Origin of the sequence: Pseudomonas frederiksbergensis (assembly GCF_001874645.1) — a bacterium.
Classification (GTDB): domain Bacteria; phylum Pseudomonadota; class Gammaproteobacteria; order Pseudomonadales; family Pseudomonadaceae; genus Aquipseudomonas; species Aquipseudomonas frederiksbergensis_B.
On sequence record NZ_CP017886.1, the window covers coordinates 1,241,888 to 1,268,037 of the forward strand.

Genomic DNA, 26,150 nt, shown 5'->3' on the forward strand with positions numbered 1-26,150 from the left:
ACCACTACCTCAGCCGTTGGGCCCTACTGTCGCAACGATGGTCACTTGCTTGTTGTCAGGAATTTCCTGATACGCCAACACATGCAACCCCGGGACTGCCAGACGTCCGAACCGCGAGAGCATCGCGCGTACCGGACCTGCTACCAGCAGAATCACCGGTTGACCTTGCATTTCCTGACGCTGCGCGGCATCGATCAACGAACGCTGCAGCTTCTCTGCCATGCTTGGCTCCAGCAAAACACCCTCTTCCGAGCCTTGTCCTGCCTTCTGAAGACTATTGAGCAATATTTGTTCCAACCTTGGCTCCAAGGTGATCACAGGCAGCTCGGACTCAGTGCCTACAATGCTTTGGACGATAGCGCGCGATACGCCAACCCGCACGGCGGCCACCAGAGCGGCAGTATCTTGACTCTTGGAGGCATTGTTCGCGATGGCTTCGGCAATGCTGCGAATGTCGCGTACCGGAACCTGTTCGGCCAACAAGGCTTGCAGCACTTTGAGCAGTTGCGACAGTGAAACAACGCCCGGCACCAGCTCCTCGGCCAGCTTTGGCGAGCTTTTGGCCAGCAATTGCATGAGTTGCTGAACTTCTTCGTGGCCGATCAGCTCGCTGGAGTGCTTGTACAAAATCTGATTGAGGTGAGTCGCCACCACCGTACTGGCATCGACCACGGTGTAGCCCAGAGACTGTGCCTGCGGGCGCTGACTGATTTCGATCCAGACCGCCTCCAGACCAAAGGCCGGATCTTTGGCGGTGATGCCATTGAGCGTGCCGTAGACCTGTCCAGGGTTGATCGCCAGTTCGCGATCCGGATAAATCTCCGCCTCGGCGAGAATCACCCCCATCAGGGTCAGACGGTAGGCACTCGGCGCCAAGTCGAGGTTGTCGCGAATATGCACGGTCGGCATCAGGAAACCCAGATCCTGGGAAAGCTTCTTGCGCACCCCCTTGATCCGCGCCAGCAACTGGCCACCCTGGTTGCGATCCACCAACGGAATCAGCCGGTAACCGACTTCCAGACCGATCATGTCGATCGGGGTCACGTCATCCCAGCCCAGCTCTTTGGTTTCCATGGCCCGTGCCGGCGAAGGCAGCAGCTCCTGCTGGCGCTTGACCTCCTCCAGAGCCTGAACCTTGGTGACGTTCTGCTTTTTCCAGAACAGGTACGCGGCGCCCGCGGCCACAGCCGCCATGCTCAGAAAGGAGAAGTGCGGCATGCCTGGCACCAGGCCCATGACCGCCATCAAACCGGCCGCCACTGCCAACGCTTTGGGGGACGCGAACATCTGCCGATTGATCTGCTTGCCCATGTCTTCCGAACCGGAAGCACGAGTCACCATGATCGCCGCAGCGGTGGACAACAGCAGTGATGGCAATTGCGCCACCAAACCGTCACCGATGGTCAACAATGCGTAGACCTTGCCAGCATCACCGAAGGTCATGCCATGCTGGAAGATCCCGACCGCCATGCCGCCAATCAGGTTGATGAACAGGATCAACAGACCGGCGATGGCGTCACCGCGCACGAACTTGCTGGCACCGTCCATCGAACCGTAGAACTCAGCCTCTTGGGCCACTTCCATACGACGTAGCTTGGCCTGGGGCTGGTCGATCAGGCCGGCGTTCAAGTCGGCGTCGATAGCCATCTGCTTGCCTGGCATCGCATCGAGGGTGAAACGTGCGCTGACCTCGGAAATCCGTCCAGCACCCTTGGTCACCACGACGAAGTTGATGATCATCAAAATCGCGAAGACGACGATACCGACCACGTAGTTACCGCCGATCACCACCTCACCGAAGGCCTGAATCACCTTACCGGCGGCGGCATGACCGTCCTGACCGTGAAGCATCACCACCCGGGTCGAGGCCACGTTCAGCGCCAACCGCATCAGCGTGGCGACCAGCAGGATCGTCGGAAACACCGCAAAGTCCAGCGGCCGCAAGGCATAGACACAGACCAGCAGCACGACGATCGACAGCGCAATGTTGAAGGTAAAGAACACATCGAGCAGGAACGGCGGGACCGGCAACATCATCATGGCCAGCATGACCAGCAGCAACAGCGGCACACCCAGATTGCCTCGACTGAGGTCTGCCAGGTTGCTGCGGGCACTGTTGATTAACTGAGAGCGATCCACCGGTATTCCCCGTTCCTTGAAGCAAACTTTTGACGCCTGAAGCGGGCGCAGACCGGCTATTGCAAGAAGCCTTCCAACTTTTGCGGGGGTTTGAAACAGAAGGAGTTGCGGGAGGATTTGTGGTGTCTGGGCCGGCCTCATCGCGGGCAAGCCACGCTCCTACAGGTTCTGTGTCGAACGCTGATTTTGCGGTCAGCGCCGACCTCTGTAGGAGCGTGGCTTGCCCGCGATGGGGCCGGAACATTCAACGCCTGTCCTAAGAATACGACCACAAACCTGCAAAACACCGGGAAACGTCCGACAGGTTTTCAAGGTTGCCCCTCGGAAATCGCATCACTAGTCTTCGGTGGTCGCTGCCAAATCAGTGGCCGGGCGTGGAAACCCGAAGTGTAAACGGCGCAAAAGCGCCCTTCATAACGTATGCTGGCGCTTTTTTACGCCCATGCTTTATGGCGGCTGTGCGCGGGAGACCTTCGGGTCTGCCGGGCTCGTTTACCCCGGTTTCCAACCTGCGTACAGCTGCCACCCATTCGCTTGGAAACGAACGAGGCAGCTCCAACCAGTAAACGAGAACTCACCATGCACAAAGCTCCCCATCTCCAAGACCTGAAAACCGCCGGCCTCACCCCCTTCTCCATCCACCACGATCAAGCCCTGTTCCGCGTCAACAGTGGTGTCCCGCTGCTCACTGCCTTGTCCCACGTCTCTGACCTGCTCCACCTCTCCAAGATGCTGGCCGAAGATGCAGCGATGGAGCGCAAAACCGACCGCTATGCCTGGGCCTCCCACTACTTGCAGGAGATGAGCAAAGCCGTCATTGATGACGTGGTGAAAGTCATAGCCGTATCGAACAACCATCAACAGGCCGAGCGTTAGCTCGCCTGCAGCTCTTGATCTTGATCCACCCGCCCCTTCGGGAGGCTGAGTGGAGGCGTTCATCAGGGGGAAGGCGCGCAGCGCAGTTCGACGCAGTCGAACACATCGAGAGGAGGTCGAAGCGAAGCCGACCGTAGGCGATGCCCCCTGATGAATGCCGGAGCGAAGGAACGCCGAGCCTTAGCGAGGTGCCGTACGCTTGGGGCGAAGCCTTTTGCTTACTTTTCGGCGTCTGGAAAAGTGAGGCGCCGTAAGGGCGAAACCGTAAGTGGCCGTTACCGCAGAAATGGATATGTACACCTGCGAAAGACAGGTCGGCTGTCAGGCCGCCATCGCAGGCAAACGAACGTCGCCCGGCCCGTCCCACAATTTTGATCGGCGTACACCGCCAAGAGATGAGCCGGTCAGGAATCCCGGCGCAAATCCGGCGGAATCGGCAAATCATCCTTAAGCGGCTCCGGCCGCTTTCCTTTGCCGGCGCGGTACTGGCGAATCTGATAGACGTAAGCCAGCACCTGGGCGACCGCCAGATAGAGCCCACCGGGAACTTCCTGATCGAGCTCGGTGGAGTAATAGATCGAACGTGCAAGGGCCGGCGACTCGAGCAGCAAAACGTTGTTAGCGACTGCGATTTCGCGGATTTTCAGCGCCAGGAAGTCATTACCCTTGGCGACCAGCATCGGCGCTCCACCCTTCTCCGGATCGTACTTGAGCGCCACCGCGTAGTGGGTCGGGTTGGTGATGACCACGTCAGCCTCGGGAATCGCCGCCATCATCCGCCGCTGGGACATCTCGCGCTGCAACTGGCGAATCCGCTGCTTAACCTCGGGACGACCTTCCTGGTCCTTGTGCTCATCACGCACTTCCTGCTTGGTCATCAGCAGTTTTTTGTGACTCTGGTAAAGCTGAACCGGCACATCGACCGCCGCGATCAGAATCAACCCACACGCCATCCACAAGGTGCTCCAGCCCACCAGTTGCACACTGTGAATAATCGCCTGTTCCAGCGGTTCATGGGCGATTCGCAACAAGGCGTCGATGTCCGACCGCAGCACACTCAGCGCGACGAACAGTACCAACAGAAACTTTGCCAAGGCCTTAAGCAACTCAATCAAGGCCGTGGAGGAAAACATCCGCTTGAGGCCATTGGCCGGGTTCATTCGACTGAACTTGGGCGCCAGGCTACTGCCCGCAAACAGCCAGCCCCCCAGGGAAATCGGACCAATGATTGCCGCCAGCAGCAAGGTGAGCAGCACCGGCTGCACCGCGATAATCGCGATCTTGCCCGACTTCAATAAATACAGGCCCATGGCGTCCGGAGTAAGCACCACCTCACGCGGCAGGGAGAAGTTCAGCCGCATGATTTCCAACAGATCCAGCGCCAGACCGCCGCCGTAGATCAGCAACCCGCCCGCCCCGGCCAGCATCACCGCCAAGGTATTGAGTTCTTTGGAGCGAGCGATCTCGCCCTTTTCACGGGAGTCCTTTTTGCGCTTGTCCGTGGGGTCTTCCGTCTTGTCCTGACCGCTCTCGCTTTCAGCCATGACTCAGCGCGCCTGTGCCATATCACGCAACAACTGCAAGGCCTCGGTGGCCAACGGTTGGTACTGATTGAGAATGTCCCCCAGGCTGACCCAGAAAATCACCAGGCCCAGCACCAGGGTCAGCGGAAAACCGACAGAGAAGATATTCAGTTGCGGCGCCGCGCGGGTCATGATCCCAAAGGCAATGTTGACCACCAGCAGCGCGGTGATAGCCGGCAGCACCAGCAGCAGCGCGGCTCCCAGCACCCAGCCCATCTTGCCGGCCATTTCCCAGAAGTGATTGACCAGCATGCCGCTGCCCACCGGCAGGGTCGTGAAGCTTTCCGTGAGGACTTCAAACACCACCAGATGACCATTCATGCCCAGAAACAGCAGCGTCACCAGCATCGTCAAAAACTGCCCGATGACGGCCGCCGACACGCCGTTGGTGGGGTCGACCATGGACGCGAAGCCCATGCCCATCTGAATCGAAATAATCTGCCCGGCCACCACGAACGCCTGAAAGAACAACTGCAAGGAGAACCCCAGCAACGCGCCAATCAGGATCTGTTCGGCAATCAGCAGCAGACCACTCAAGTCCAGCGGACTGACCTGCGGCATCGGCGGCAAACCCGGCGTGATAACCACCGTTATCGCCAGCGCGAAGTACAGCCGAATACGCTTTGGCACCAGGGTCGTACCAAAAATCGGCATGGTCATCAGCACCGCGCCAACCCGGAATAACGGGAGCATGAAGCTGGCCACCCAGGTACTGATTTGCGCGTCGGTCAGCGCCAGCAGCGACATGGCTTAGCCGATCAACTGCGGAATACTGGTGTACAAGCGCAGTATGTATTCCATGAAGGTTTGTATCAGCCACGGACCGGCAACGATCAGCGTGACCAGCATCACCAGCAAACGCGGCAGGAAACTCAGGGTCTGTTCGTTGATCTGGGTGGCAGCCTGAAACATCGCCACCAGCAGGCCCACCAGCAAACTTGGAATGACCAATATGGCGACCATCATGGTGGTCAGCCAGAGCGCTTCCCGGAACAGGTCTACCGCAACTTCAGGAGTCATATCGCCCTACCCGCCCACAGATGTCTAAACACCGCCGAAACTGCTCGCCAGCGTACCGATGATCAATGCCCAGCCATCCACCAACACAAACAGCATGATCTTGAACGGCAGCGAAATGATCAGCGGCGAGAGCATCATCATGCCCATGGCCATCAGCACACTGGCAACGACCAGGTCGATGATCAGGAATGGAATGAAGATCATGAAACCAATCTGGAATGCAGTTTTCAATTCCGAGGTCACGAACGCCGGTACCAGGATGGTCAGCGGCGCCTGATCCGGCGTCGCGATGTCGGTGCGCTTGGACAGACGCATGAACAGCTCAAGGTCACTGCTGCGGGTCTGCGCCAGCATGAAGTCCTTGATCGGTACTTGCGCCTTGGCCACTGCATCCTGAGCCGTAAGCTTCTCGGCCAGATAAGGCTGCAAGGCATCCTGATTCACCCGATCAAAGACCGGCGCCATGATGAACATGGTCAGGAACAGCGCCATGCCGGTGAGGATCTGGTTCGACGGCGTCTGCTGCAAACCCAGGGCCTGGCGCAGGATCGAGAACACGATGATGATCCGGGTGAAGCTGGTCATCAGCATGACGAACGCAGGAATGAAGCTCAGCGCGGTCATGATCAGCAGGATTTGCAGACTGACCGAGTACTCCTGAGCGCCATTGGCGTTCGTGCCCAGGGTGATCGCCGGGATCGACAGCGGGTCGGCAGCAAACGCCAACGGCGCAGCCAGCATCAGGACCAGCGTCAACAGGATGCGCAACGGCATTACTTCTTATCCTTATCTTTACCCAGTAACTCCATCAGGCGCTGGGCAAACTCGGGGGTCGCCTGCTCGGTGCTCGGCACTTGCACCGGCTCCTTGAGCACATGCAACGGGGTAATGGTGCCTGGGGTCAGCCCAAGCAGAATCTGCTCGTTTCCGACTTGCACCAGTACCAGGCGATCACGCGGCCCGAGGGCGCGCGAGCCGATCAGCTCGATCACTTGCCCTTTGCCCGCAGGACCCGCCTGCTGGACGCGGCGCAACAACCAGGCGAGAAAGAAGATCAGGCCCAGCACCAGCAGCAATCCCAGCACCAGCTGAGTCAACTGCCCGGCCACGCCGCTGCCGACCGCAGGTGTCGAGACCGCCGCTACCGGTTCCGCCGCCCATGCACTGAGCGGCAAGGCCAGCAATACGCCGAGAAACGCCTTCACTCAGCGCAGCTTCTTGATGCGTTCGCTTGGACTGATCACGTCGGTCAGGCGGATGCCGAACTTCTCGTTGACCACCACCACTTCGCCGTGAGCGATGAGCGTGCCATTGACCAGTACGTCCAGCGGTTCGCCGGCCAGACGGTCAAGCTCGATCACCGAGCCCTGGTTGAGCTGCAGCAGGTTTCGAATGTTGATATCGGTGCTGCCGACTTCCATGGAGATTGACACCGGAATGTCCAGAATCACGTCCAGGTTAGGACCGTCGAGGGTCACGGGTTCGTTGTTCTTCGGCACGCTGCCGAACTCTTCCATTGCCAGACGACTGGAGGACGACGAAGTCGCCGCATCGGCGGCCAGCAAGGCATCAATGTCGTCCTGCCCGGCATCACCCGTTTCTTCGAGAGCCGCAGCCCATTCATCGGCCAGCGCCTGGTCGTCCTGGGTATTCATTTCGTCAGCCATCATTTGTCCTCAGCGGGCAACCAATCTATTAGGAGCCGTCAGTTAAAAGCGAATGTGTACGAGCGCCGATCAGCGGCGCTCGATCGGCTCGATCACTTGCAACGCCAGGTTGCCCTTGTGGGAGCCCAGTTTGACCTTGAATGCAGGCACGCCATTGGCGCGCATGACCATTTCTTCCGGCAGTTCCACCGGGATCACATCACCCGGCTGCATGTGCAGGATGTCCCGCAGGCGCAACTGGCGACGGGCGACGGTGGCGCTCAGCGGAACATCGACATCCAGCAAGTCCTGGCGCAAGGCGTTGACCCAACGCTCGTCCTGATCGTCGAGGTCCGACTGGAAGCCGGCATCAAGCATTTCTCGGACCGGTTCGATCATCGAGTACGGCATGGTCACGTGCAGATCGCCGCCACCGCCATCAAGTTCGATGTGGAAGGTCGAGACCACCACCGCTTCGCTCGGCCCGACGATGTTGGCCATGGCCGGGTTCACTTCCGAGTTGATGTACTCGAAGTTGACTTCCATGATCGCCTGCCAGGCTTCCTTCAGGTCGATGAAGGCCTGTTCCAGCACCATGCGCACGACGCGCAACTCGGTCGGGGTGAATTCACGACCTTCGATCTTGGCGTGACGACCGTCACCGCCAAAAAAATTGTCCACTAGCTTGAACACCAGCTTGGCATCCAGAATGAACAGCCCAGTGCCGCGCAACGGCTTGATCTTGACCAGGTTGAGGCTGGTCGGCACATACAGCGAGTGCACGTACTCGCCGAACTTCATCACCTGTACACCACCGACGGCAACGTCTGCCGAGCGACGCAACATGTTGAACATGCTGATGCGGGTGTAGCGTGCAAAACGCTCGTTGATCATTTCCAGGGTCGGCATGCGTCCGCGAACGATGCGATCCTGGCTGGTCAGGTCGTAGCTTTTGGCACCGCCCGGTTCTGCAGCATTGTCGGTCTGTACCAGACCGTCATCGACGCCATGCAACAGCGCATCGATCTCATCCTGGGACAGCAGGTCTTGCACGGCCATGTCGTGTTCCTACTGCAGTACGAAATTGGTAAAGAGCAACTGGTCGATAACGACTTTGCCGACTTCCTTCTGCGCTACCTCCTGCACACTGGCAGTGGCTTTCTGGCGCAGCATTTCCTGACCGACCGGGGTCGCCAGAGTGTCGAAGCTCTGCCCGGAGAAGAGCATGACCAGGTTGTTGCGAATCACCGGCATATGCACTTTCAGCGCATCCAGATCCGCCTGGTTACGCGCCTGCAGGGTGATGCTCACCTGCATGTAGCGCTGACGGCCATTCTGGTTGTAGTTGGCCACGAAGGCTGGGGCCATGGGCTCATAAATCGCCGCAGGCTTGACGTTGCTGGCGGCCTCGGCAGCAGGCGCAGGCTTGCTCTGAGCGCTGTGCATGAAGTACCAGGTCGCGCCCACGGACAGACCGATCGCCAGCAGCACGGCCAGCACAATCACGAGAATAAGCTTGAGTTTGCCTTTCCCGGCAGGGTCTTTCACTGCTGCTTCGCTCTTCGCCATGCCAATAATCCGTCACTATTCGAGTTTTCACAGGTGCACGGCAAGGCAAGAGCAAGTGTTATGCCAGAAGTGTCAGAGAGGAAAATGGAGGGGGGGGGTTGGCAAATGCCAAAGTCAAAAGATCGTCCGAACGCGACCCGAACCTTCGGCAGCTCCTACAAAGGCGAGGCGTACGCCAATCCGTAGGAGCTGCCGAAGGCTGCGATCTGTTCGGGTCGCTGCAACTTGTCAGGCGTAATAGTCGACTGCGCTGGAACCGATGACGCTGGTGGTGTTGGCAGCCGCTTCAGCCACGCTCACTGGCAGCTCTTCATCCGCCGAGCCCAGGCGACCACCATTGGCACTGGTGGGCCCGTTTTGACCTTGCTGTGCCTGCTGTTGTCCCTGTCCTTGCCAGCCGCGAGACTGGTCGGACACGTTGACATCAACCTGCCCCATGCCTTGCTGGGCAAACATGTCGCGCAGACGATGCATCTGACTGTCCAGCGCCTCACGCACGCCAACGTGAGCACTCATGAAGGTCACTTGAGTCTGCTGATCGGGGACCATGTTCACCCGAATATCCAGGCGACCCAATTCCGCTGGTTGAAGCTGAATATCAGCCGCCTTGAGGTTGGCACTCGACAGGTACATGACCCGATTGACCACTTCCTCGGTCCAGCCGCTCTGATGCATGGCGATCGGTTGATTCACCGGCAACGCATTCGCGGTCTTTGGTGTGGCGGCCTGGGTCATCGCCGCCAGACGATTGGCAAAATCATCAACACGCGTGTCACTGCTCGCCGACTTCAAATCCTTGAGCCCGTCGTCGATCAACCCACTGAAAGACTTTTCGCCTCCCTGACTGGTGCTGTCCTTGTCGGTTTGCACCTCAAGCATGCTCGCCATGCCATTGGCAAAGTTCTGCGCCGCAGTGGGCTCGCCATCAGCCTGATCCGGTGTCGCCTTTGCCGGGGACTGACTGGACGCCGACACGTGACCACTTTGCTCCAGCGCCAGACGCAAGGCCGGCATCGCATCCAAAGGATCGGATGCAGGATCGAACGAGGGGTCAGGCGCCACCGCAGGCTGAGCCGGCGCAGGCGTCACTGTAGCCGCAAGCGCTGCGTCGACCTGAGGCGGGGTCTGAACCTGAGCCGGAGCAATCACGGGCGGTGCTTGTGGATCTGGTACCGGCACTGGCGCCGGTTGCACCGCCTGCGCCAATGCCGGATCGAGAGCAGGGTCGACCGGAGCGCTATCAGCCACCGGGGTATCCTTGGCCGCCGCAGCGTCGCTTGCGGACTTATCGCCGGTATCCGCCGGTTTGTCGGCGGGCAAGGATTTGCCGTTATCGGCAACCGTCGCCTCCGGAGCGGCAGACTTGTTGTCAGGCGAGACCTTTTTGCCGGAGTTGTCCGCCACTTTGTCACGCACGGTTTTGCCGGCAACCTCAGTGCCTGACGCAGGAGTCGCTTGCGACTGCTTGGCGTAGACCTGAGAGAAACTTGCGGCCTTATCCCTTGACTCTGCGGGCGTTACCGGCGCATTGACAGCCACGGTCGCAGACGCAGCCTGAGTCTTGGCCTGCGATGCGGCCTGAAGAAGCATATTCGGGGCGAGGGGCATAACGGTCTCCGCTGCACTGGGATCGTAGGTACAGTTGAGAAACAAAATGCAAGGGTCGAGCCAAGTTTGATCAGACGCTAGAAAAACCTGTACCGATGACGCTTTTAATAATGAAAACGCTGGCGCTCTTCACGATACAGTCGTCGGACGATGGCGAATTCGCCGTCGATTTCTCCGACCAGCTCTTCAATTCCCGCAAGGCTTTTTTGTTTGGCTCGCTGCTCCAGCTCATTGCATAGCTCAGCCAGGCGTCTGGCCCCCATGTTGCTGCTACTGCCCTTGAAGCTGTGGGCGGCACTGAGCAATTGATCAGGGTCCTGGGCCCCGTGAAGTTGGGTCAAGCGCGTTTCGGAGTCCTGAAGAAAAGTATCCAGAAGTGTCAGGTACTCATCCTCCATGACCTCCTTCAACGCACTCAGCACTTCCGGGTCCAGATGAATGTCAGTCACTTGTTCGCTCCTTGATCAAGAATGCGCGGATTATGCCTGAGCCGCCCAGGAAAACTCTACGCGGGCACGTCGGCCATTGTCCGACCAACTGGCGTTGTGGCTCAATTGGCGAACCAGACTCACCCCGCGACCCGACAAGCGGTCGCCGTCGACAGGTCGAGCCATGACTCGCTGCACGTCGAACCCTGCACCGCTGTCTTCAATTTCAACCACCAGACAGCCACCTGCACCTTGCGGCGACACTTGCATATGCACCCGCAGGTAGCCGTCCTCAAGCGCCTCCAGGCGCGCATTGCGTTGCTCATAATACCGCGCAAACCCGGACGCATCGCGCTTGAGACTCGAATCCAGTCCCAGCACACCATGCTCCAGCGCATTGGAATAGAGCTCGGCCAGCACACTGTAAAGTGCCCCGCTTTGCGCCCGCAGCCCATGCACCTCAAGCAACAACTGCAACAGATAAGGCAACGGATTGAAGCGCTTGAGCGTGTCTGCGCGAAACTCGAAACTCACCGACCAGTCCAGCGGGCAAGACTCGCCACTGTCGGAATACACAATGGTCGCAGGCCTGAGTTGCGTGGCTTCGAGCAGGCTGACCTCCACCATGCTGACATCATCTCGCGCCTCGCCACGGAAATCCCGCAGCGCCTGTTCAATCTCCTCGAACAACCGTTCTGGCAGGCGATTGTCGGCAAACACTCGCTCCAATCGCTCGACACCAAACAGCTGCTCGTCGGCATCACAGGTATCGATCACGCCGTCCGACAACAGGAACACCCGGTCGCCGAGGGCCATCGGGAACACCTCGGTGCGATCATCAAAGGCTTGCGAACTCAACACACCCAGCGGCAGATGCCGCGCCAGCAACGTGGTGCGCTTGCCGTTGGCGATATCATGCAGATAACCATCCGGCATACCGCCGTTCCAGACCTCCACTGAACGCCGCTGAAAACTCAGGCACAACAGGGTCGCACAACAGAACATGTCCACCGGCAGGATACGTTTGAGCTTGGCGTTCATCTCACGCAGCATTTCCGCCAGGCCGTATCCCTTGGCGGTCATGCCGTAGAACACTTCCGCCAGCGGCATGGCGCCGACCGCCGCCGGCAGGCCATGACCGGTGAAATCCCCCAGCAGCACATGCATGTCACCGGCCGGGGTGAATGCCGCCAGCAACAGGTCGCCGTTGAACAACGCATAGGGGGACTGCGAATAACGGATATTGGGCGCGCTCAGGCAACCGGAGTGAGCGACCTTGTCGAATACCGCCTTGGCCACCCGCTGCTCATTGAGCAGGTACTCATGGTGCCGGGCGATCAGATCGCGCTGCTCCAGGACCGTCGCCTGCAAGCGCCGCAATCGGTCCATCGCCTTGATCTTGGCGCCCAGGATCACCTGGTTATAGGGTTTTGCCAGAAAGTCGTCGCCACCCGCCTCCAGGCAACGCGCCAAGGCTTCGCTTTCCGTCAATGAGGTCAGGAAGATGATCGGCACCAGGGTTTCGCCGGCCAGCAGCTTGATCTGCCGCGCCGCTTCGAAACCGTCCATCACCGGCATCATCGCGTCCATCAACACCAGTTGAGGACGCTGCTGCTGATACAGCTCAACCGCTTCGGCACCATTGGCCGCGGTCAACACCTCATGCCCCTGTCGACGAACAATACTCGACAGCAGCAAGCGATCGGCCGCGCTGTCTTCAGCGATCAGCACGGTCAGCGGCTCGGGCAGCGTCGACATGACGATCAACTGATGTCGAACAGCTTGTCGAAATTGGAAATAGCGAGGATTTTCTTCACATCGGAACTGCTATTGACCACGCGAATATCGGAGTTGTCTCCACCTGCGTGATCGCGCAGCAACAGCAACATACCCAACGCCGAGCTGTCGAGGTAGGTCGCTTCTTTCAGGTCGACGACAACCGCAGAGAGCTCCTTATCCTCGTAGGACTCACGAAACTCCTGATGCTTGGCGAAATCGAACCGCCCTTTGACCGAAATGGTGAGTTTTTGCCCATCCGATGATACTTCTGTAACGACTGACATGTTACGGCTTCCCTGTCATTGGCAACGTGTAGAAGGTTTAGCACTTGCGGAGGGCATGAGCAAGGTCAAAAGATCGCAGCCTTCGGCAGCTCCTACATTGACCACATGCAAACCCGATCTCGTAGGAGCTGCCGAAGGCTGCGATCTTTTTGAAACCAGCGCTCAATACGGATCGTGGCGCGGCAGGCGCTGGGAAAGCTCATCGAGCAGCTTCTGCTCGCGCCGGTCTTCGAGTTGGCGGGCTTCATCCATGTAACGCTGCACCAGTTTGCGCAGCCCTTCAACCCGGGCAAAAGCCTGCTGCCAGGTTTCACGCGCCTTGTTCAGGTTGTTCTGATGCCAGGCCAGGCTTTGGCGCTGCTGATCGATAGCGGTGCCCAGTTGTGCGAGAAAGCCCTGATACCCCAACAGCCACTGCCCCGAGACGCCACGGCTGCCGCGCTCGATCCATTGCTCCTGATACTCGAGGCGGAAACTTTCGAGGTCGGCGAGTTTGCTCTCGGCCAATCGCACCTGACCCTGGAAGTGACCCAGGCGCTGGACGGCAGTCTTTTCGGCCTTTTCAGCCATCTCGACCACGGGCGCCAAGCGGGCTGACCGGCTCTGGGCCATGAGGGGTTAGCCGCCAGCCGCCGGGGCGAAGATCGAGGCCAGATACGCCTCGCTCTCACCGAGACTGATGCTGTCGTTCAGCCCCTGACGCAGGTACTTGACCAGTTGTGGCTGCAACGAGATTGCCAGATCGGTTTCCCGATCACCGCCCGCCACATAGGCGCCGACGCTGATCAAGTCGCGACTTTGCTGGTAACGCGACCAGAGCTGCTTGAAGTACTGCGCACGCGTCATGTGATCCGGACTGACCACCGACGGCATGACCCGACTGATGGACGCCTCGATGTCGATCGCCGGGTAGTGCCCCTCTTCCGCCAGGCGCCGCGACAGGACGATGTGCCCATCGAGCACGCCCCGCGCGGCGTCGGCGATCGGATCCTGCTGGTCGTCGCCTTCGGACAGGACCGTATAAAACGCGGTGATCGAACCTCCACCCGCCTCGGCATTACCGGCACGCTCCACCAGTTTCGGCAGCTTGGCGAATACCGACGGCGGATAACCCTTGGTCGCGGGCGGCTCGCCGATAGCCAGGGCGATTTCCCGTTGTGCCTGAGCAAAACGAGTCAGGGAATCCATCAGCAACAAGACGTTCTTGCCCTTGTCGCGGAAATATTCGGCGATTCGCGTGCAATACATCGCGGCGCGCAAACGCATCAATGGCGCATCGTCCGCGGGAGATGCAACCACCACGGAGCGCTTGAGCCCCTCTTCACCAAGGATGTGCTCGATGAACTCCTTGACCTCGCGACCCCGCTCACCGATCAGCCCGACCACGATGATGTCGGCCTCGGTGAAGCGGGTCATCATGCCCAGCAGCACACTCTTGCCGACGCCGGTGCCGGCGAAGAGGCCAAGGCGCTGACCGCGACCGACTGTCAATAATCCGTTGATGGAGCGAATGCCCACGTCCAGCGGCTGGCTGATAGGGTCGCGCTTGAGCGGGTTGATGGTCGGACCATCCATCGGCACCCAGTCCTCGGCTTTCATCCCGCCCTTGCCGTCCAGCGCACGGCCAGCGCCGTCCAGTACGCGCCCGAGCATGCTCATGCCCATCGGCAAGCGACCGGTATCGGCCAGAGGGACAACCCTGGCGCCCGGGGCGATGCCGGCGACACTGCCGACCGGCATCAGAAACACCTTGCTGCCGGAGAAGCCCATGACTTCCGCTTCGACCTGAACCGGGTGATAACTGTCGTCGTTGATCACCATGCAGCGGCTGCCCATGGCAGCGCGCAAACCCTCGGCCTCAAGCGTCAGGCCCACCATGCGCAGCAAGCGCCCTTCGAGAATTGGCTGACCGGGCAACTCAGTGGCGTGCGCATACGTACTCAGGCGCTTGCCGAAGCTGGTGCGATCAAGGCGCATCAGCGATTTCCAGCTCTGGCTCATCCACTGCGACAGACGGCTTTTCGCTGACAGGAAGTTCCAGCGTCAGATCCGCCTCGGCCGGATGCAATGCCTGGTCGTGCAACTGATCAAACAGCTTGACCATGATTTGCGTGATGCGGGTTTCGACTGTCGCGTCGATACGGCTGTGCTCGGTCTCGACCCGACATCCGCCCGGCAACAGGGCTTCGTCTTCGACGATGCGCCAGGTCTCTTCATGGCGCTCGCGCAGGGCTTTGACCTGCTCAAAGTCCTGCGGATTGATGTACAGACGCACATTCCCGACGCCCAACGGCAGCAACTTCAGGGCCTCACGCATGACGTGTTCGATGTGTGTCGAGTCGATGGCCAGTTCGCGCTGAATCACCTGCCTGGTGGTGTGCTGAACCAGACCGACCAGGGATTTCTCGATTTGCGTGTCCTGCTCGGCAATCGGCTCGAACAGATTGCCCATCAGCAATTCAAGGCTGGCGAGCTTCGCGCTCAGGGCCACGTCAGCCTCCTGACGAACCTTGAGCGTGGCGCTGTGAAAACCTTCTTTCTCGCCGGTGGCAAAGCCTTCGTTGTAGGCTTCCTGACGAATGCTTTCGAGTTCTTCGAGGGTCAGTGGCTGGACTTCCTCCAGCGGCACTTCTTCCATCTCCGGCGGCTCGGGCTCAGGCTCGGGCTCAGGTTCCGGAACGTAAGGGTCGAAGCTGGGCAACGACCAGACATCAAAACCACTGACATCACGCGCACGGATCAGGTCGGTGGGCGACTCATCACTCTTGGATGCCATAGCGTTAAATCATTTCCTCGCCGCCCTTCCCGCCGAGAACGATTTCTCCGGCTTCGGCCATACGGCGGGCAATGGTGAGGATTTCCTTCTGCGCGGTTTCGACGTCGCTGACGCGCACCGGGCCCTTGGCCTCCAGGTCGTCGCGCAGCAATTCGGCCGCACGCTTGGACATGTTCTTGAAGATCTTTTCCTTGACGCCTTCGTCCGAGCCTTTGAGGGCCAGCACCAGCACATCCGAGGACACTTCGCGCAACAATGCCTGAATTCCGCGATCGTCGACGTCGGACAGGTTGTTGAACACGAACATGAGGTCTTCGATCTGACCGGACAGGTCTTCGTCGACTTCGCGGATCGAGTCCATCAACTGACCTTCGATCGAGCTGTCGAGGAAGTTCATGATGTCGGCGGCACGTTTGATACCGCCCAGGGTGGTACGCGCAGCGTTGGAGTTGCCGGAGAATTGCTTCTCGAGAATCTGGTTCAGCTCTTTCAGGGCTGCCGGTTGCACAGTATTCAGCGACGAGACCCGCAAAATGATGTCCAGCCGCACTTTGTGGTCGAAGTTGCCAAGCACTTCGCCGGCCTGATCCGGGTCGAGATACGCCACGACGATGGCCTGGATCTGCGGGTGCTCGTAACGGATCACGTCCGCCACCGCACGCGGCTCCATCCACTTCAGGCTGTCCAGGCCGCTGGTGTTGCCACCCAGCAGAATACGGTCGATCAGTCCGTTGGCCTTGTCCTCACCGAGCGCCTGGGTGAGCATCTTGCGCACGTAATCATCGGAACCGACGCCGAGGCTGGTCTGATCACCGACGATGTCGACGAACTCGCTCATCACCTGCTCGACCTGCTCACGGTGCACATTGCCCATTTGCGCCATGGCCACCCCCACACGCTGGACCTCTTTGGGCCCCATGTGGCGTAGCACTTGCGCGGCATCGGTTGAACCCAGGGACAGCAGCAGAATCGCGGCTTTGTCGACCCGGCTGAGTTTGGCGATAGCGGCTCGGTTATCACTCATCTGCGTTAATCCACTCTTTCACGACCTGAGCCACACGACCCGGATCTTCGGCCACCAGGCTCTTGATTGCGTTCAACTGTGCGTCATAGCCTTCGCTCGGGCTAGGCAGCAGAATACTTTGCGGGCCGCCGAGGCTGACGCGGTCGTTGGCCAGTTCGCCGTCCAGACCGCCCATGCCACCGAGCTCGACATCGCTGCCAAGACCCGCCAGTTGCTTGCCTTTGCCGCCGCCGGTGATGTTATTGAGCACCGGACGTAGCACGCCGAACACCAGCACCAGAATGAACAACACGCCGAGAACCTGTTTCACCACATCCCAGAACCAGGGCTGCGAGTAAAACGGAATGTCTGCGATGACTTCGCCGCGCTCGGCCGAGAACGGCACGTTGATCACGCTGACGCTGTCGCCACGGCTGGCGTCAAAACCGACAGCGTCCTGCACCAGACGCGTGAAGCGCGCCAATTCATCGGCGCTCCACGGCGCACGAGTGGTTTCACCGTTGGCCGCGTTGACCTTGACCTGATCATCCACAACGACCGCAACCGACAGGCGATTCAAACGACCCTGCTGTTGTTTGGTATGACTGATGGAACGGTCGAGCTCGAAGTTCTTGGTGGATTGTTGACGCTTGTCCGCCGGGTACGGTGCCAGCATCGGCTGACCGGTTGCCGGGTCCATGATTTGCTGGCCGTTGGCATCAAGCAGTGGCTGACCCGGCTGCACCATGCCAGCGGCAGCACTCGAGCCACCGGTGGTTTGTGGTGCAGAGGCCGGCGATGGCGGCTGATTGCTCAGAGCACCGGGAACGCCTTGCGGGCCGTTGCTGGCGGTGCGCTGCTCGGAAGTCGATTGCTCGCTGCGCAGTGCTGGCTGATCCGGGTTGAACTGCTCCGAAGTCGACTCGACCGCACTGAAATCCACGTCGGCGGAGACTTCAGCCTTGTAGCGATCGTTGCCCAGCACCGGTTGCAGAATATTGTGAACACGCTGGGTGAGCATGCTTTCCATGCGGCGGCTGTAATCGAATTGCTTGCCGGCCATGGTCAGTTCGGAGTTTTCCGCCTGATCGGAGAGCAAGGTGCCCTTCTGGTCCACGACGGTGATCTGCGACTTGCTCAACTCGGGAACGGCGGTTGCCACCAGATTGATAATGGCCATGACCTGACCAGGTTCCAGCGATCGACCGGAATAGAGCTCGACCAGTACCGATGCGCTTGGCTTGCGTTCATCACGCACGAATACCGAGCTTTTCGGAATTGCCAGGTGCACACGTGCACCCTTGACGTTGTTCAGGCTGGAAATGGTCCGCGCCAGCTCACCCTCAAGGCCGCGACGATAACGGGTCGCCTCCATGAACTGACTGGTCCCCAGACCCTGGTCCTTGTCGAGAATTTCAAAACCGATGTTGCCGTCGCTGGGAGTGACACCAGCAGCGGCGAGCTTGAGCCGCGCACGCGCCACATCGTCGGCCTTGACCAGCAAGGCACCGGAGTTGGGCTCAACGGTGTATGGAATGTCGGCAGCAGCCAGGGTTTCCATGACCTGTTTGGCGTCCATACCGGCAAGGCTGCCGTACAGCGGCCGATAGTCGGGTTGCTGCGACCACAGCACCACGGCAAAACCAATCGCCACGCTCGCAGCCAGGCCAACCAACAGGCCCACCTGACGCAGCATGGTCATCTCGGAGAGGTTTTCCAGGAAGGACAGACCAAACAACGGCGGTTTGCCGTCTGCAGGCGTGACCTTGGCCGGAACGTTATCGGCGACTGCTTCTGCCATGACTCAATCTCGTCCTTAAACCGGCATCTGCATGATGTCTTGGTATGCCTGAACCAGCTTGTTACGCACTTGGGTCAACGCCTGGAAAGACACGCTGGCCTTCTGCGAGGAAATCATTACGTCTGTCAGGTCGACGCCGCTTTTGCCAATTTCGAAAGCATTGGCCAGTTGGTTCGAAGCCTGCTGGGTGTCGTTGACCTTGTTGACGGCCTGACCGAGCATGGCGGCAAAGCTGCTACCGCCCATTTCCGGCCCCGCGACTGCCGCTTTCGGCTGAGCCATGGCGTCCATTTGCATGGACCGCATGTCCAACATCAACCGATTAAATTCAATACCTTGGCTCATGGTCTACTCTCTCTGACGACCCGCAATTTTTTGACACTCACTCGGCGGATAGAGTGGTGTTAGCAACAAGGGTGCCAGCTCCATGGCGACCTTTCATAAAAGTCTTGGCCGGCGCCTTACCTGTAGGAGCTGGCGAAGCCTGCGATCTTTTGGCGTATTCAAGGACATCGAAGATCAAAAGATCGCAGCCTGTGGCAGCTCCTACGGTATGCGGCGTATAGGAGCTCAGGTCGCGAACACATAACCTTCGACATCCATTCCCGCATCACGCATTTGCGCCAGTTTGTAGCGCAAGGTCCGCGCGCTGATACCCAGGCGCTCGGCCGCTTCCTTGCGCCGCCCGCGCTCGGAACGCAACGTATCGATGATCATCTGAAACTCGCGACGCCGCAGGTCATCGCCCAGCGCGCCCGCCGAATCGCCTTGCGGCGCCTCGACCTCGAGCATTCGTGACGACATGGGAACCGGCGCCAATACCGGCAGTGGTGCGCAAGCGACCGGCCCCGCAAGACAAAAGTCCTGCGGCTGAATCAAACCACCCTGCTGCAAAATCAGCGCCCGCTGAATGGCGTTGTCCAGCTCACGCACGTTGCCCGGCCACGGATAACCGATCAGGCAAGCCTGAGCTTCTGGCGATAGCCTGGCGGCGGCATGCTTCATTTTATTGACGTGCTTGACCAGCAGACGCTCGGCCAGTGGCAAGATATCGGCAGTGCGCTCACGCAACGGACGCCAGGCCAACGGAAATACCGACAGGCGATAGTAAAGATCTTCACGAAAGCGCCCTGCCGCCACTTCGCCCGCCAAATCGCGGTTAGTGGTCGCAACCACCCGAATATCCAGCGCAATGGGCTTGCGCGCGCCCACACGCTCGACTTCACGCTCCTGCAAAACGCGCAGCAGCTTGGCCTGAAGCCCCAAGGGGATTTCGGAAACCTCGTCGAGCAAAATGGTCCCGCCATCGGCCTGCTCGAACTTGCCGGCCTGAGCCGCAATAGCACCTGTGAACGAGCCTTTCTCATGACCGAACAAGGTTGCCTCGAGCATGTTGTCCGGGATCGCCGCACAATTGATTGCAATGAACGGCTGACTGGCGCGACGCGAGTGCTGATGAATGTAACGCGCCAGCACCTCTTTGCCGGTACCCGACTCACCCGAGATCAACACCGTCGAATCACTGCGCGCCACACGGGCTGCCAGCTCAAGCAACTGCGCACTGGCCGGCTCGAACGCTACCGGGCCTTCGCCCTCTGAGGCACCGAGACAACCCAGGGAATGGCGCGCCACCAGATCCAGCAATGCCTTGGGCTCGAACGGCTTGACCAGATAATCCGCCGCCCCCTGACGCATCGCATCGACGGCGCGCTCAACCGCGCCATGAGCAGTCATCAGCAACACCGGTAATTGCGGATGACGAATTCGCAACAAGCCCAACAACTGATGACCATCCATGCCCGGCATGTTGACATCACTGACCACCAGATTGAATGACTCGCTCGCCACGGCCTCCAGCGCATCTTCGGCCGAGCCCACCGCGGTGTAGTCGTGACCGGCCAGCAGCAACGTATCCGCCAACGCTTCGCGCAGTGCGCGGTCATCCTCGACCAGTAAAACCTTGATTGCCATCAGCCTCGTTCCACTCCTTGAGCGCTGGAAAACAACGGCAAGACCACCACCGCACACGTGCCGCGGCCCGGCCGCGAGCGCAACTGCAATTCTCCCTGATGAGCACGGGCCACCGCCTTGACCACGGTCAGGCCAAGGCCGGTGCCGGTGGTTTTGGTAGTGAAAAACGGCTCACCCAGGCGCGCCAGCACCGCCGCGTCGATACCACCACCGCTATCGCTGACACACAGTCGAAGAGTGTTTTCACGGGTGTACAGATGAACTTTCAGACGGACTTCGCCGGCACTGGCCTGAATCGCATTTTCAATCAGGTTCAGCAGTGCGCCGACCAGCGTGTCACGATTACACAGCAACTCCCCGGCGTGACTGTCGCACTGCCAACGCACCGGATAATCCTGAACATGAGTCAATGCCGCCGCTTGCAGCGATTGCAGGAGCGCCCTGGGCGTCACACGATCAGTCAACGGCAGCTCGCCGCGAGCGAACACCAGCATGTCGCGCACCTGATGTTCGAGCTCATGCAGGCGCTCTTTCAAACGCCCGGCAAACCGCTGCTGGGTGGCGACCGGCAGCTCTTGCTCAGTCAAATGACTGGCGTACAGCAATGCTGCGGACAGTGGCGTACGAATCTGATGCGCCAGAGAAGCGACCATCCGCCCGAGGGACGACAAGCGTTCATGGCGAGCCAGTTGATCCTGCAAGTGTCGGGTTTCGGTCAGGTCGTTGAGCAGCACCAACTGACCCGGCTCGGCATCCAGCGAGCGCGTGGCAATCGACAGGCGTCGACCATCCTTCAGGGAAATTTCATGACCGTCGTCTTCGCGTGGAGCAAAGCAGCGTGCAATGACCTGACGCCACAACTCGCCCTCAAGCGGCAGACCCAGCAGCTCGCTCGCTGCCGGATTGGCTTCGCGCACCATACCCTGAGCATCAATGACGATGACGCCACCAGGCAACAAGTCGAGAAGGTTTTGCAGCCGGTTGGCCAGGCGCTCTTTTTCGGCCAGTTCTTGCATGCGCTGAGCACTGACCACCGCCAGTTCGCCCTTGAGCTCGGTGACCCGAGCTTCAAGCATGCTGTAGGAATCGGTCAGTTGGCTCGACATCTGACTGAACAGCGCGAACGTCTGCTCAAGGCCAAGCCGACTTGCCTGTTCTACAGAGGACGATTGCCCCGAGGTTTCGGAGACAGGAGACATTTGGGCGGCGTGGGGCATCGTGCTCTCTCGCTTGGCTGACCGTCAGTTAAACGGAACGTTGCGAGGAACGTAGCAATACCCGTGCCTAAAAAAAACCACCCATTATTCAGTGAGTTGAAAAACAGGCGTCAATCGTCCGCCTGTTCATCACCCTCGCGACGGCTCATGCCGTACTTGCGCATCTTCTCCACCAGGGTGGTGCGTCGAATACGCAGACGCTCGGCAGCACGCGCCACGATGCCATTGGCATCGTCCAGCGCCTGCTGAATCAGGCCCTGCTCCAGACCACCGAGGTAGTCTTTGAGGTCCAGACCTTCTGGCGGCAGCATGGCGTTAGCGGTGAAGTCCGGGGTATGCCCATTGATGGCTACCCGCTCCTCAAGATCGCTGCGCAAGCTATCAACCAATTGCTCGTCTTCGTCATCGACATAACGGAATTTCTTCGGTAACTCGACCACACCGATCACGCCGTACGGGTGCATGATCGCCATGCGCTCGACCAGGTTGGCCAACTCACGGACGTTGCCCGGCCAGCCATGACGGCACAGCGACATGATCGCTGCCGAGTTGAAGCGAATGGAACCGCGCTTCTCGTGCTCCATCCGCGAGATCAACTCGTTCATCAACAACGGAATATCTTCGACACGCTCACGCAGCGGCGCCATTTCGATCGGGAAGACATTGAGGCGGTAGTACAGATCCTCACGGAAGCTGCCGACCTCGATCATGCTTTCGAGATTCTTGTGGGTCGCAGCGATGATCCGCACGTCGACGCTCTGGGTCTTGTTGCTCCCCACGCGCTCAAAGGTGCGCTCCTGCAATACCCGCAGCAGCTTGACCTGCATCGGCAATGGCATATCGCCGATCTCGTCGAGAAACAGCGTACCGCCGTTGGCCAGCTCAAAACGCCCGGCGCGACTGGTGATGGCCCCGGTAAAGGCGCCCTTCTCATGGCCGAACAATTCGCTTTCCAGCAGCTCGGCCGGGATCGCACCGCAGTTGACCGGAACGAACGGCGCGTCGCGACGCTTGGAGTGATAGTGCAGGTTGCGCGCGACCACTTCCTTGCCCGTACCGGACTCACCGAGGATCAGCACGCTGGCATCGGTGTCGGCCACTTGCTGCATCATCTGGCGGACGTGTTGAATCGCCCGGCTGGTGCCGACAAGACTACGGAAAAGATTGGGCTCACGGTGACGACCGCGCTCGCGGGCCTGGTCGTACATCTCGCGATAAACCTGGGCGCGGTGCAGGGAGTCGAGCAACTTGCTGTAGCTGGGCGGCATTTCCAGCGTGGAAAGCACCCGGCGACGCTGGTCTTCCGGCAGGTCAACGGAAGAATTATCGCCCATTAACAAAACCGGAAGGAACTCATCCCAGGTAGCGAGTGTCTTTAACAGACCCGGAAGAGCGCCAGGAACATTTACCGTCCCGATCAGGACGCAGATCACTTCACGACTTGATGACAAAGAGCCGACAGCCTGCTGCCAGTCATGGCTACCACAGGGTAAATTTTCTTCGCCAAGAAAATTTAAAATCACCGCCAGGTCGCGGCGGCGAACGCTATCGTCATCAATCAGCAGAATTTTGGTTTCACGCCACATGCAATAGCAACTTCCGTAGTCAACTCAATGCCCGAAATGAGTGGGCAAGCTAGACGCTTGCAGGCACGTTAAGCCTGATAGACGCCTGAAATCTTCAAACAGCCACTAGTTAAGTCAAAAAACCGTGCACAGTCAAATTTATGGCGCACTACGGTCGGATTAACTGAGGATTAACCGAACAGATGGTAAACCTTTGCCGCGTTCTGTGCTTGATGGATCTGCGACATCTCATCGAATATTGCCTGACGCTCCCCCGTTGCCGCCTCTAACAACTGCCGATATACCCCAAGCAACCCCTCGAGGTTATCGCGCAACGCCGCCTCATCCAGCAAAGCCTCACTCAAAACGTCTTCCATGCAGGAACGGCAATCCAGGTCCAATTGACCGATAGCTTCCCAGTTACGCTCGGCCAGTGCATTGACCAGAGCTTCACGGGTTTGTTCGATGCGCTGCAGTACAAGACTCATGGTGATCTCCTTAAAACTGCGGACCTGGCGCTGCGATGGCATCCCAGCCTTCTTTGACTGTACCCAGCAAATCGGCGACTTCGTCGAGGATCTTCGGATCGCTCTTGATATTAGCCTCCGCCAGACGCTTCATCATGTAGACGTAGAGATTATCCAACTCCCCCACTTCATCCGCCTTGTTCTCAAGGTCCAGGCCTTCACGCAAGCCGCCAATGATGTCGATGGCCTTGCTGATCAATACGCCTTTACCCGGAATATCCTTGCGCTCCATGGCGCCTTTGGCCTGGGCAATACGATCCAACCCACCTTCCATCAGCATCTGCACCAAGCGGTGCGGACTGGCTTCGGAGGTTTGGGCCTGCGCTCCAATTTTCTGATATTGCCGAAGGGCTAACATCGGATTCATGCTCTACCTCATCACAATTCAAGGGCTCGTATAACCAATGTATCGTCTACGAGTCAAAAAACTTTAAATTCAAATGGCAAAAACCCGGCGCGTTAAAAACGCAGCCGGGTTTTTGGCGCTAGCTCAAAGGCTAGCCGCCGGACTTCTGCGCGTTCAAGGAGGTGAAGAACGAGCTGATACTGGTCGACGTCGCCTTCATCTGCCCGACCAACAGGTCCATGGCGTTGTACTTGGCCGTCAGCGTTGCAGTCATAGTGGTAACACGCAAGTCCAACGCTACCTGCTGATTGCTCAGATCGTTTTTCTGCTTGTTCAGGCTGGTGGTGCGCTGATCAAGAATGCCGCCAGTCTGCAAGTAAGGCTTGATCGCCGTACCCATCCGGGCCAGCAGGCCATTGGTGCTGTTGGTGCCGGTGAACAGCGTCTGAACCTGACTACCCAACCCCTGGGTAGTCATCGCAGCGCTGAACTTGGTAGAGTCAAAGTTCAGCGTACCGAGTTTCTGATCGGTCGTGATGCCCAACTGCGATAACACCGCCAATTGCCCCCCCGGCCCAGGAGTCACCAACTGATTGCGAATATTGGCAATCAGCGTGCGAGGCACCGAGTCACCGGTCAGCGCAGCAGAGACGGTCAGCTTGCCATTGGCATCGGCCGAGGCCTGGGTCAGCGAGGTCACCGTCTTGACCAGCGTGTTATAGGCGTCGACAAACGACTGTACCGCCGTCTGCAAACCGGTGGTGTTGGTCGCCACGCTCACCGTCGAGGTGCCCGGCGCAACCAGCGTCATGCTCAAGCCGCCCACCGCCTGATTGACGGTGTTGGTTTTGCTGGTCACTGTCAGACCATCAATCGTCAGGCTCGCATCAGCGGCCAGCGCGCCGATAGTACCGGCACTGGTCGGAGCAGGTGTAGCGCCCATCACCTGGGTGCCGTCGATTTCCAGGCCGGCAATACCACTGACAGTAAGGTCCGAGCCCTTGCCCGTCGTGGTCGACCCGAGCACCAGTCGTGAACCACTGCTGTCAGTGACGATGTTGGCCGTGACGCCCTGGTTTTTCAGGGTAGTGTTGATCGCATCGCGAGTGGACTGCAACGTCGCACCGGATGGGATAGTGACGTTGTAGTCAGTGCCATTTTGACTGATTTTCAAAGTACCAGTCGGAATGGCACTGGTAGCACCGCCTGCAAATGAAGCACTGGCAACTTTGGAACCGCTAGCCAGGTTGTTGACTTTAACGTTGTAAGTACCGTTTACGGCGGTGTTATCAGAGGTCACGGTCAAGGTCGCCGGAGTCGACGAAGTTGCCGCAAAACCCGCAAACGCAGGGCTTGTCGAGCTATTGAGCTTGTCCATGGCGGCCTGATAAGCGGCCAAAGCACTTTTGAGCGAGCCCACACCGGAAATCTTCGAGGTGTTGAGCGTGGTCTGCGAGGTGATCTGACCCTGCTTGGCAGCTTTGTCGCTGTTGACCAACGCTGTAACGATCGAACCGATATCCAGGCCGGAACCCAGACCTGTGCCCGGTAAAATTGGACTTGCCATGTACTTCTCCCTTTCTGTTTGTCGCCGGTCTTTTGACCACTCACGCCGTCAAACGAACGTGCAAACACTATTCATGCCAGTTGTCAGGCCTTTGCGTCGAACAACACATTGCTCGCCGTATTCAAACTGTCCGCCAGCTTCAAGGCCTCTTCGGAAGGGATCTGTCGCACCACTTCACCCGTTGCCGTGGCGATCACTTTTACAACAACCTTGCCGGACGCTTCATCGATCGAAAATTCCAGGTTGCGCTTGATCGACTGCACGAACTTTTCGATTTCCTGTACGGCAGCTTTCAACTTCTCCGAATCGGAGTCTTTACTGCCAGCCACAGGCTGTGCGCTGTCGACCTGAGGCGCCTCAGCCGGTTTATCGGTAATGCTGCTCACCGGTTTAACAGCCGGGTAAGACAAGTTCAGCTTTACGCTCATATCCATGTCCATCACCT

At 59.0% G+C, this 26,150-nt stretch carries 27 protein-coding genes; 1 reads left to right on the top strand and 26 read right to left on the bottom strand.

Annotated elements, in window-relative coordinates; genetic code table 11:
• Positions 1–9: 9 nt before the first annotated feature.
• Complete coding sequence (gene flhA, locus BLL42_RS06260; protein ID WP_071551267.1) at positions 10–2,139, bottom strand: flagellar biosynthesis protein FlhA; 2,130 nt, start codon at positions 2,137–2,139, stop codon at positions 10–12.
• Positions 2,140–2,718: 579 nt separating this feature from the next.
• On the opposite strand from flhA, the gene BLL42_RS06265 reads away from it, so the two are divergent.
• Entirely contained in the window at positions 2,719–3,015 is a 297-nt protein-coding gene (locus tag BLL42_RS06265) for a DUF3077 domain-containing protein (protein ID WP_071551268.1), read from the top strand.
• Between the two features lie 404 nt (positions 3,016–3,419).
• On the opposite strand, the gene flhB is transcribed toward BLL42_RS06265, so the two are convergent.
• From flhB to BLL42_RS06390, 25 genes are all read right to left on the bottom strand, one after another.
• Positions 3,420–4,559 carry a flagellar biosynthesis protein FlhB gene (flhB, locus tag BLL42_RS06270; protein WP_071551269.1) on the bottom strand — a complete coding sequence of 380 codons (1,140 nt, stop codon included), beginning with the start codon at positions 4,557–4,559 and terminating at the stop codon, positions 3,420–3,422.
• Positions 4,560–4,562: 3 nt separating this feature from the next.
• Positions 4,563–5,345 carry a flagellar biosynthetic protein FliR gene (gene fliR / locus BLL42_RS06275; protein ID WP_071551270.1) on the bottom strand — a complete coding sequence of 261 codons (783 nt, stop codon included), beginning with the start codon at positions 5,343–5,345 and terminating at the stop codon, positions 4,563–4,565.
• A gap of 3 nt (positions 5,346–5,348) precedes the next feature.
• Positions 5,349–5,618, bottom strand: a complete 270-nt coding sequence (gene fliQ, locus BLL42_RS06280; RefSeq protein WP_071551271.1) for a flagellar biosynthesis protein FliQ — start codon at positions 5,616–5,618, stop codon at positions 5,349–5,351.
• A gap of 24 nt (positions 5,619–5,642) precedes the next feature.
• Positions 5,643–6,392 carry a flagellar type III secretion system pore protein FliP gene (fliP, locus tag BLL42_RS06285; protein ID WP_071551272.1) on the bottom strand — a complete coding sequence of 250 codons (750 nt, stop codon included), beginning with the start codon at positions 6,390–6,392 and terminating at the stop codon, positions 5,643–5,645.
• The gene (gene fliO / locus BLL42_RS06290; protein ID WP_071551273.1) at positions 6,392–6,823 is read right to left on the bottom strand and encodes a flagellar biosynthetic protein FliO; all 432 of its coding nucleotides are present in this window, start codon (positions 6,821–6,823) and stop codon (positions 6,392–6,394) included. Before fliO ends, fliP begins: the two co-directional genes overlap by 1 nt.
• Entirely contained in the window at positions 6,824–7,285 is a 462-nt protein-coding gene (fliN, locus tag BLL42_RS06295; protein WP_071551274.1) for a flagellar motor switch protein FliN, read from the bottom strand.
• Between the two features lie 69 nt (positions 7,286–7,354).
• Positions 7,355–8,323: a flagellar motor switch protein FliM gene (gene fliM, locus BLL42_RS06300; protein WP_071551275.1), complete on the bottom strand. Its 969-nt coding sequence runs from the start codon at positions 8,321–8,323 to the stop codon at positions 7,355–7,357.
• A 9-nt stretch (positions 8,324–8,332) separates the two neighbouring features.
• Positions 8,333–8,833, bottom strand: a complete 501-nt coding sequence (fliL, locus tag BLL42_RS06305; protein WP_071551276.1) for a flagellar basal body-associated protein FliL — start codon at positions 8,831–8,833, stop codon at positions 8,333–8,335.
• A 228-nt stretch (positions 8,834–9,061) separates the two neighbouring features.
• Entirely contained in the window at positions 9,062–10,441 is a 1,380-nt protein-coding gene (locus tag BLL42_RS06310; RefSeq protein WP_071551277.1) for a flagellar hook-length control protein FliK, read from the bottom strand.
• A 104-nt stretch (positions 10,442–10,545) separates the two neighbouring features.
• On the bottom strand, positions 10,546–10,890 hold the full coding sequence (locus BLL42_RS06315; protein ID WP_071551278.1) for an Hpt domain-containing protein: 345 nt from the start codon (positions 10,888–10,890) through the stop codon (positions 10,546–10,548).
• Positions 10,891–10,920: 30 nt separating this feature from the next.
• Positions 10,921–12,627, bottom strand: coding sequence for an ATP-binding SpoIIE family protein phosphatase (locus tag BLL42_RS06320; protein ID WP_071551279.1), 1,707 nt, complete (start codon positions 12,625–12,627; stop codon positions 10,921–10,923).
• A gap of 5 nt (positions 12,628–12,632) precedes the next feature.
• Complete coding sequence (locus BLL42_RS06325; protein ID WP_071551280.1) at positions 12,633–12,932, bottom strand: STAS domain-containing protein; 300 nt, start codon at positions 12,930–12,932, stop codon at positions 12,633–12,635.
• Between the two features lie 162 nt (positions 12,933–13,094).
• On the bottom strand, positions 13,095–13,544 hold the full coding sequence (gene fliJ, locus BLL42_RS06330) for a flagellar export protein FliJ (protein WP_071551281.1): 450 nt from the start codon (positions 13,542–13,544) through the stop codon (positions 13,095–13,097).
• 6 nt (positions 13,545–13,550) lie between these two features.
• Positions 13,551–14,909 carry a flagellar protein export ATPase FliI gene (fliI, locus tag BLL42_RS06335; protein ID WP_071551282.1) on the bottom strand — a complete coding sequence of 453 codons (1,359 nt, stop codon included), beginning with the start codon at positions 14,907–14,909 and terminating at the stop codon, positions 13,551–13,553.
• Positions 14,899–15,708, bottom strand: a complete 810-nt coding sequence (gene fliH, locus BLL42_RS06340) for a flagellar assembly protein FliH (protein ID WP_071551283.1) — start codon at positions 15,706–15,708, stop codon at positions 14,899–14,901. Before fliH ends, fliI begins: the two co-directional genes overlap by 11 nt.
• Before the next feature lie 4 nt (positions 15,709–15,712).
• The gene (fliG, locus tag BLL42_RS06345; protein ID WP_019692390.1) at positions 15,713–16,732 is read right to left on the bottom strand and encodes a flagellar motor switch protein FliG; all 1,020 of its coding nucleotides are present in this window, start codon (positions 16,730–16,732) and stop codon (positions 15,713–15,715) included.
• Positions 16,725–18,512, bottom strand: a complete 1,788-nt coding sequence (gene fliF, locus BLL42_RS06350; RefSeq protein WP_071551284.1) for a flagellar basal-body MS-ring/collar protein FliF — start codon at positions 18,510–18,512, stop codon at positions 16,725–16,727. Before fliF ends, fliG begins: the two co-directional genes overlap by 8 nt.
• 15 nt (positions 18,513–18,527) lie before the next feature.
• A complete protein-coding gene (gene fliE / locus BLL42_RS06355; protein WP_071551285.1) occupies positions 18,528–18,857 on the bottom strand; it encodes a flagellar hook-basal body complex protein FliE in 330 nt (109 codons plus the stop codon).
• Positions 18,858–19,082: 225 nt separating this feature from the next.
• Positions 19,083–20,483 (bottom strand): sigma-54-dependent transcriptional regulator, encoded by a 1,401-nt coding sequence (locus tag BLL42_RS06360; protein ID WP_071551286.1) that lies wholly within the window; start codon positions 20,481–20,483, stop codon positions 19,083–19,085.
• Entirely contained in the window at positions 20,483–21,682 is a 1,200-nt protein-coding gene (locus BLL42_RS06365; RefSeq protein ID WP_167368555.1) for a sensor histidine kinase, read from the bottom strand. Before BLL42_RS06365 ends, BLL42_RS06360 begins: the two co-directional genes overlap by 1 nt.
• A 128-nt stretch (positions 21,683–21,810) precedes the next feature.
• Positions 21,811–23,286, bottom strand: a complete 1,476-nt coding sequence (locus BLL42_RS06370; RefSeq protein ID WP_071551288.1) for a sigma-54 dependent transcriptional regulator — start codon at positions 23,284–23,286, stop codon at positions 21,811–21,813.
• A gap of 170 nt (positions 23,287–23,456) precedes the next feature.
• Positions 23,457–23,753 (bottom strand): flagellar protein FliT, encoded by a 297-nt coding sequence (gene fliT, locus BLL42_RS06375; RefSeq protein ID WP_071551289.1) that lies wholly within the window; start codon positions 23,751–23,753, stop codon positions 23,457–23,459.
• Positions 23,754–23,763: 10 nt separating this feature from the next.
• Positions 23,764–24,159: a flagellar export chaperone FliS gene (gene fliS, locus BLL42_RS06380; RefSeq protein WP_071551290.1), complete on the bottom strand. Its 396-nt coding sequence runs from the start codon at positions 24,157–24,159 to the stop codon at positions 23,764–23,766.
• 130 nt (positions 24,160–24,289) lie between these two features.
• Complete coding sequence (gene fliD, locus BLL42_RS06385; protein ID WP_071551291.1) at positions 24,290–25,705, bottom strand: flagellar filament capping protein FliD; 1,416 nt, start codon at positions 25,703–25,705, stop codon at positions 24,290–24,292.
• An 83-nt stretch (positions 25,706–25,788) separates the two neighbouring features.
• A complete protein-coding gene (locus tag BLL42_RS06390; protein WP_071551292.1) occupies positions 25,789–26,139 on the bottom strand; it encodes a flagellar protein FlaG in 351 nt (116 codons plus the stop codon).
• Between the last annotated feature and the right edge of the window lie 11 nt (positions 26,140–26,150).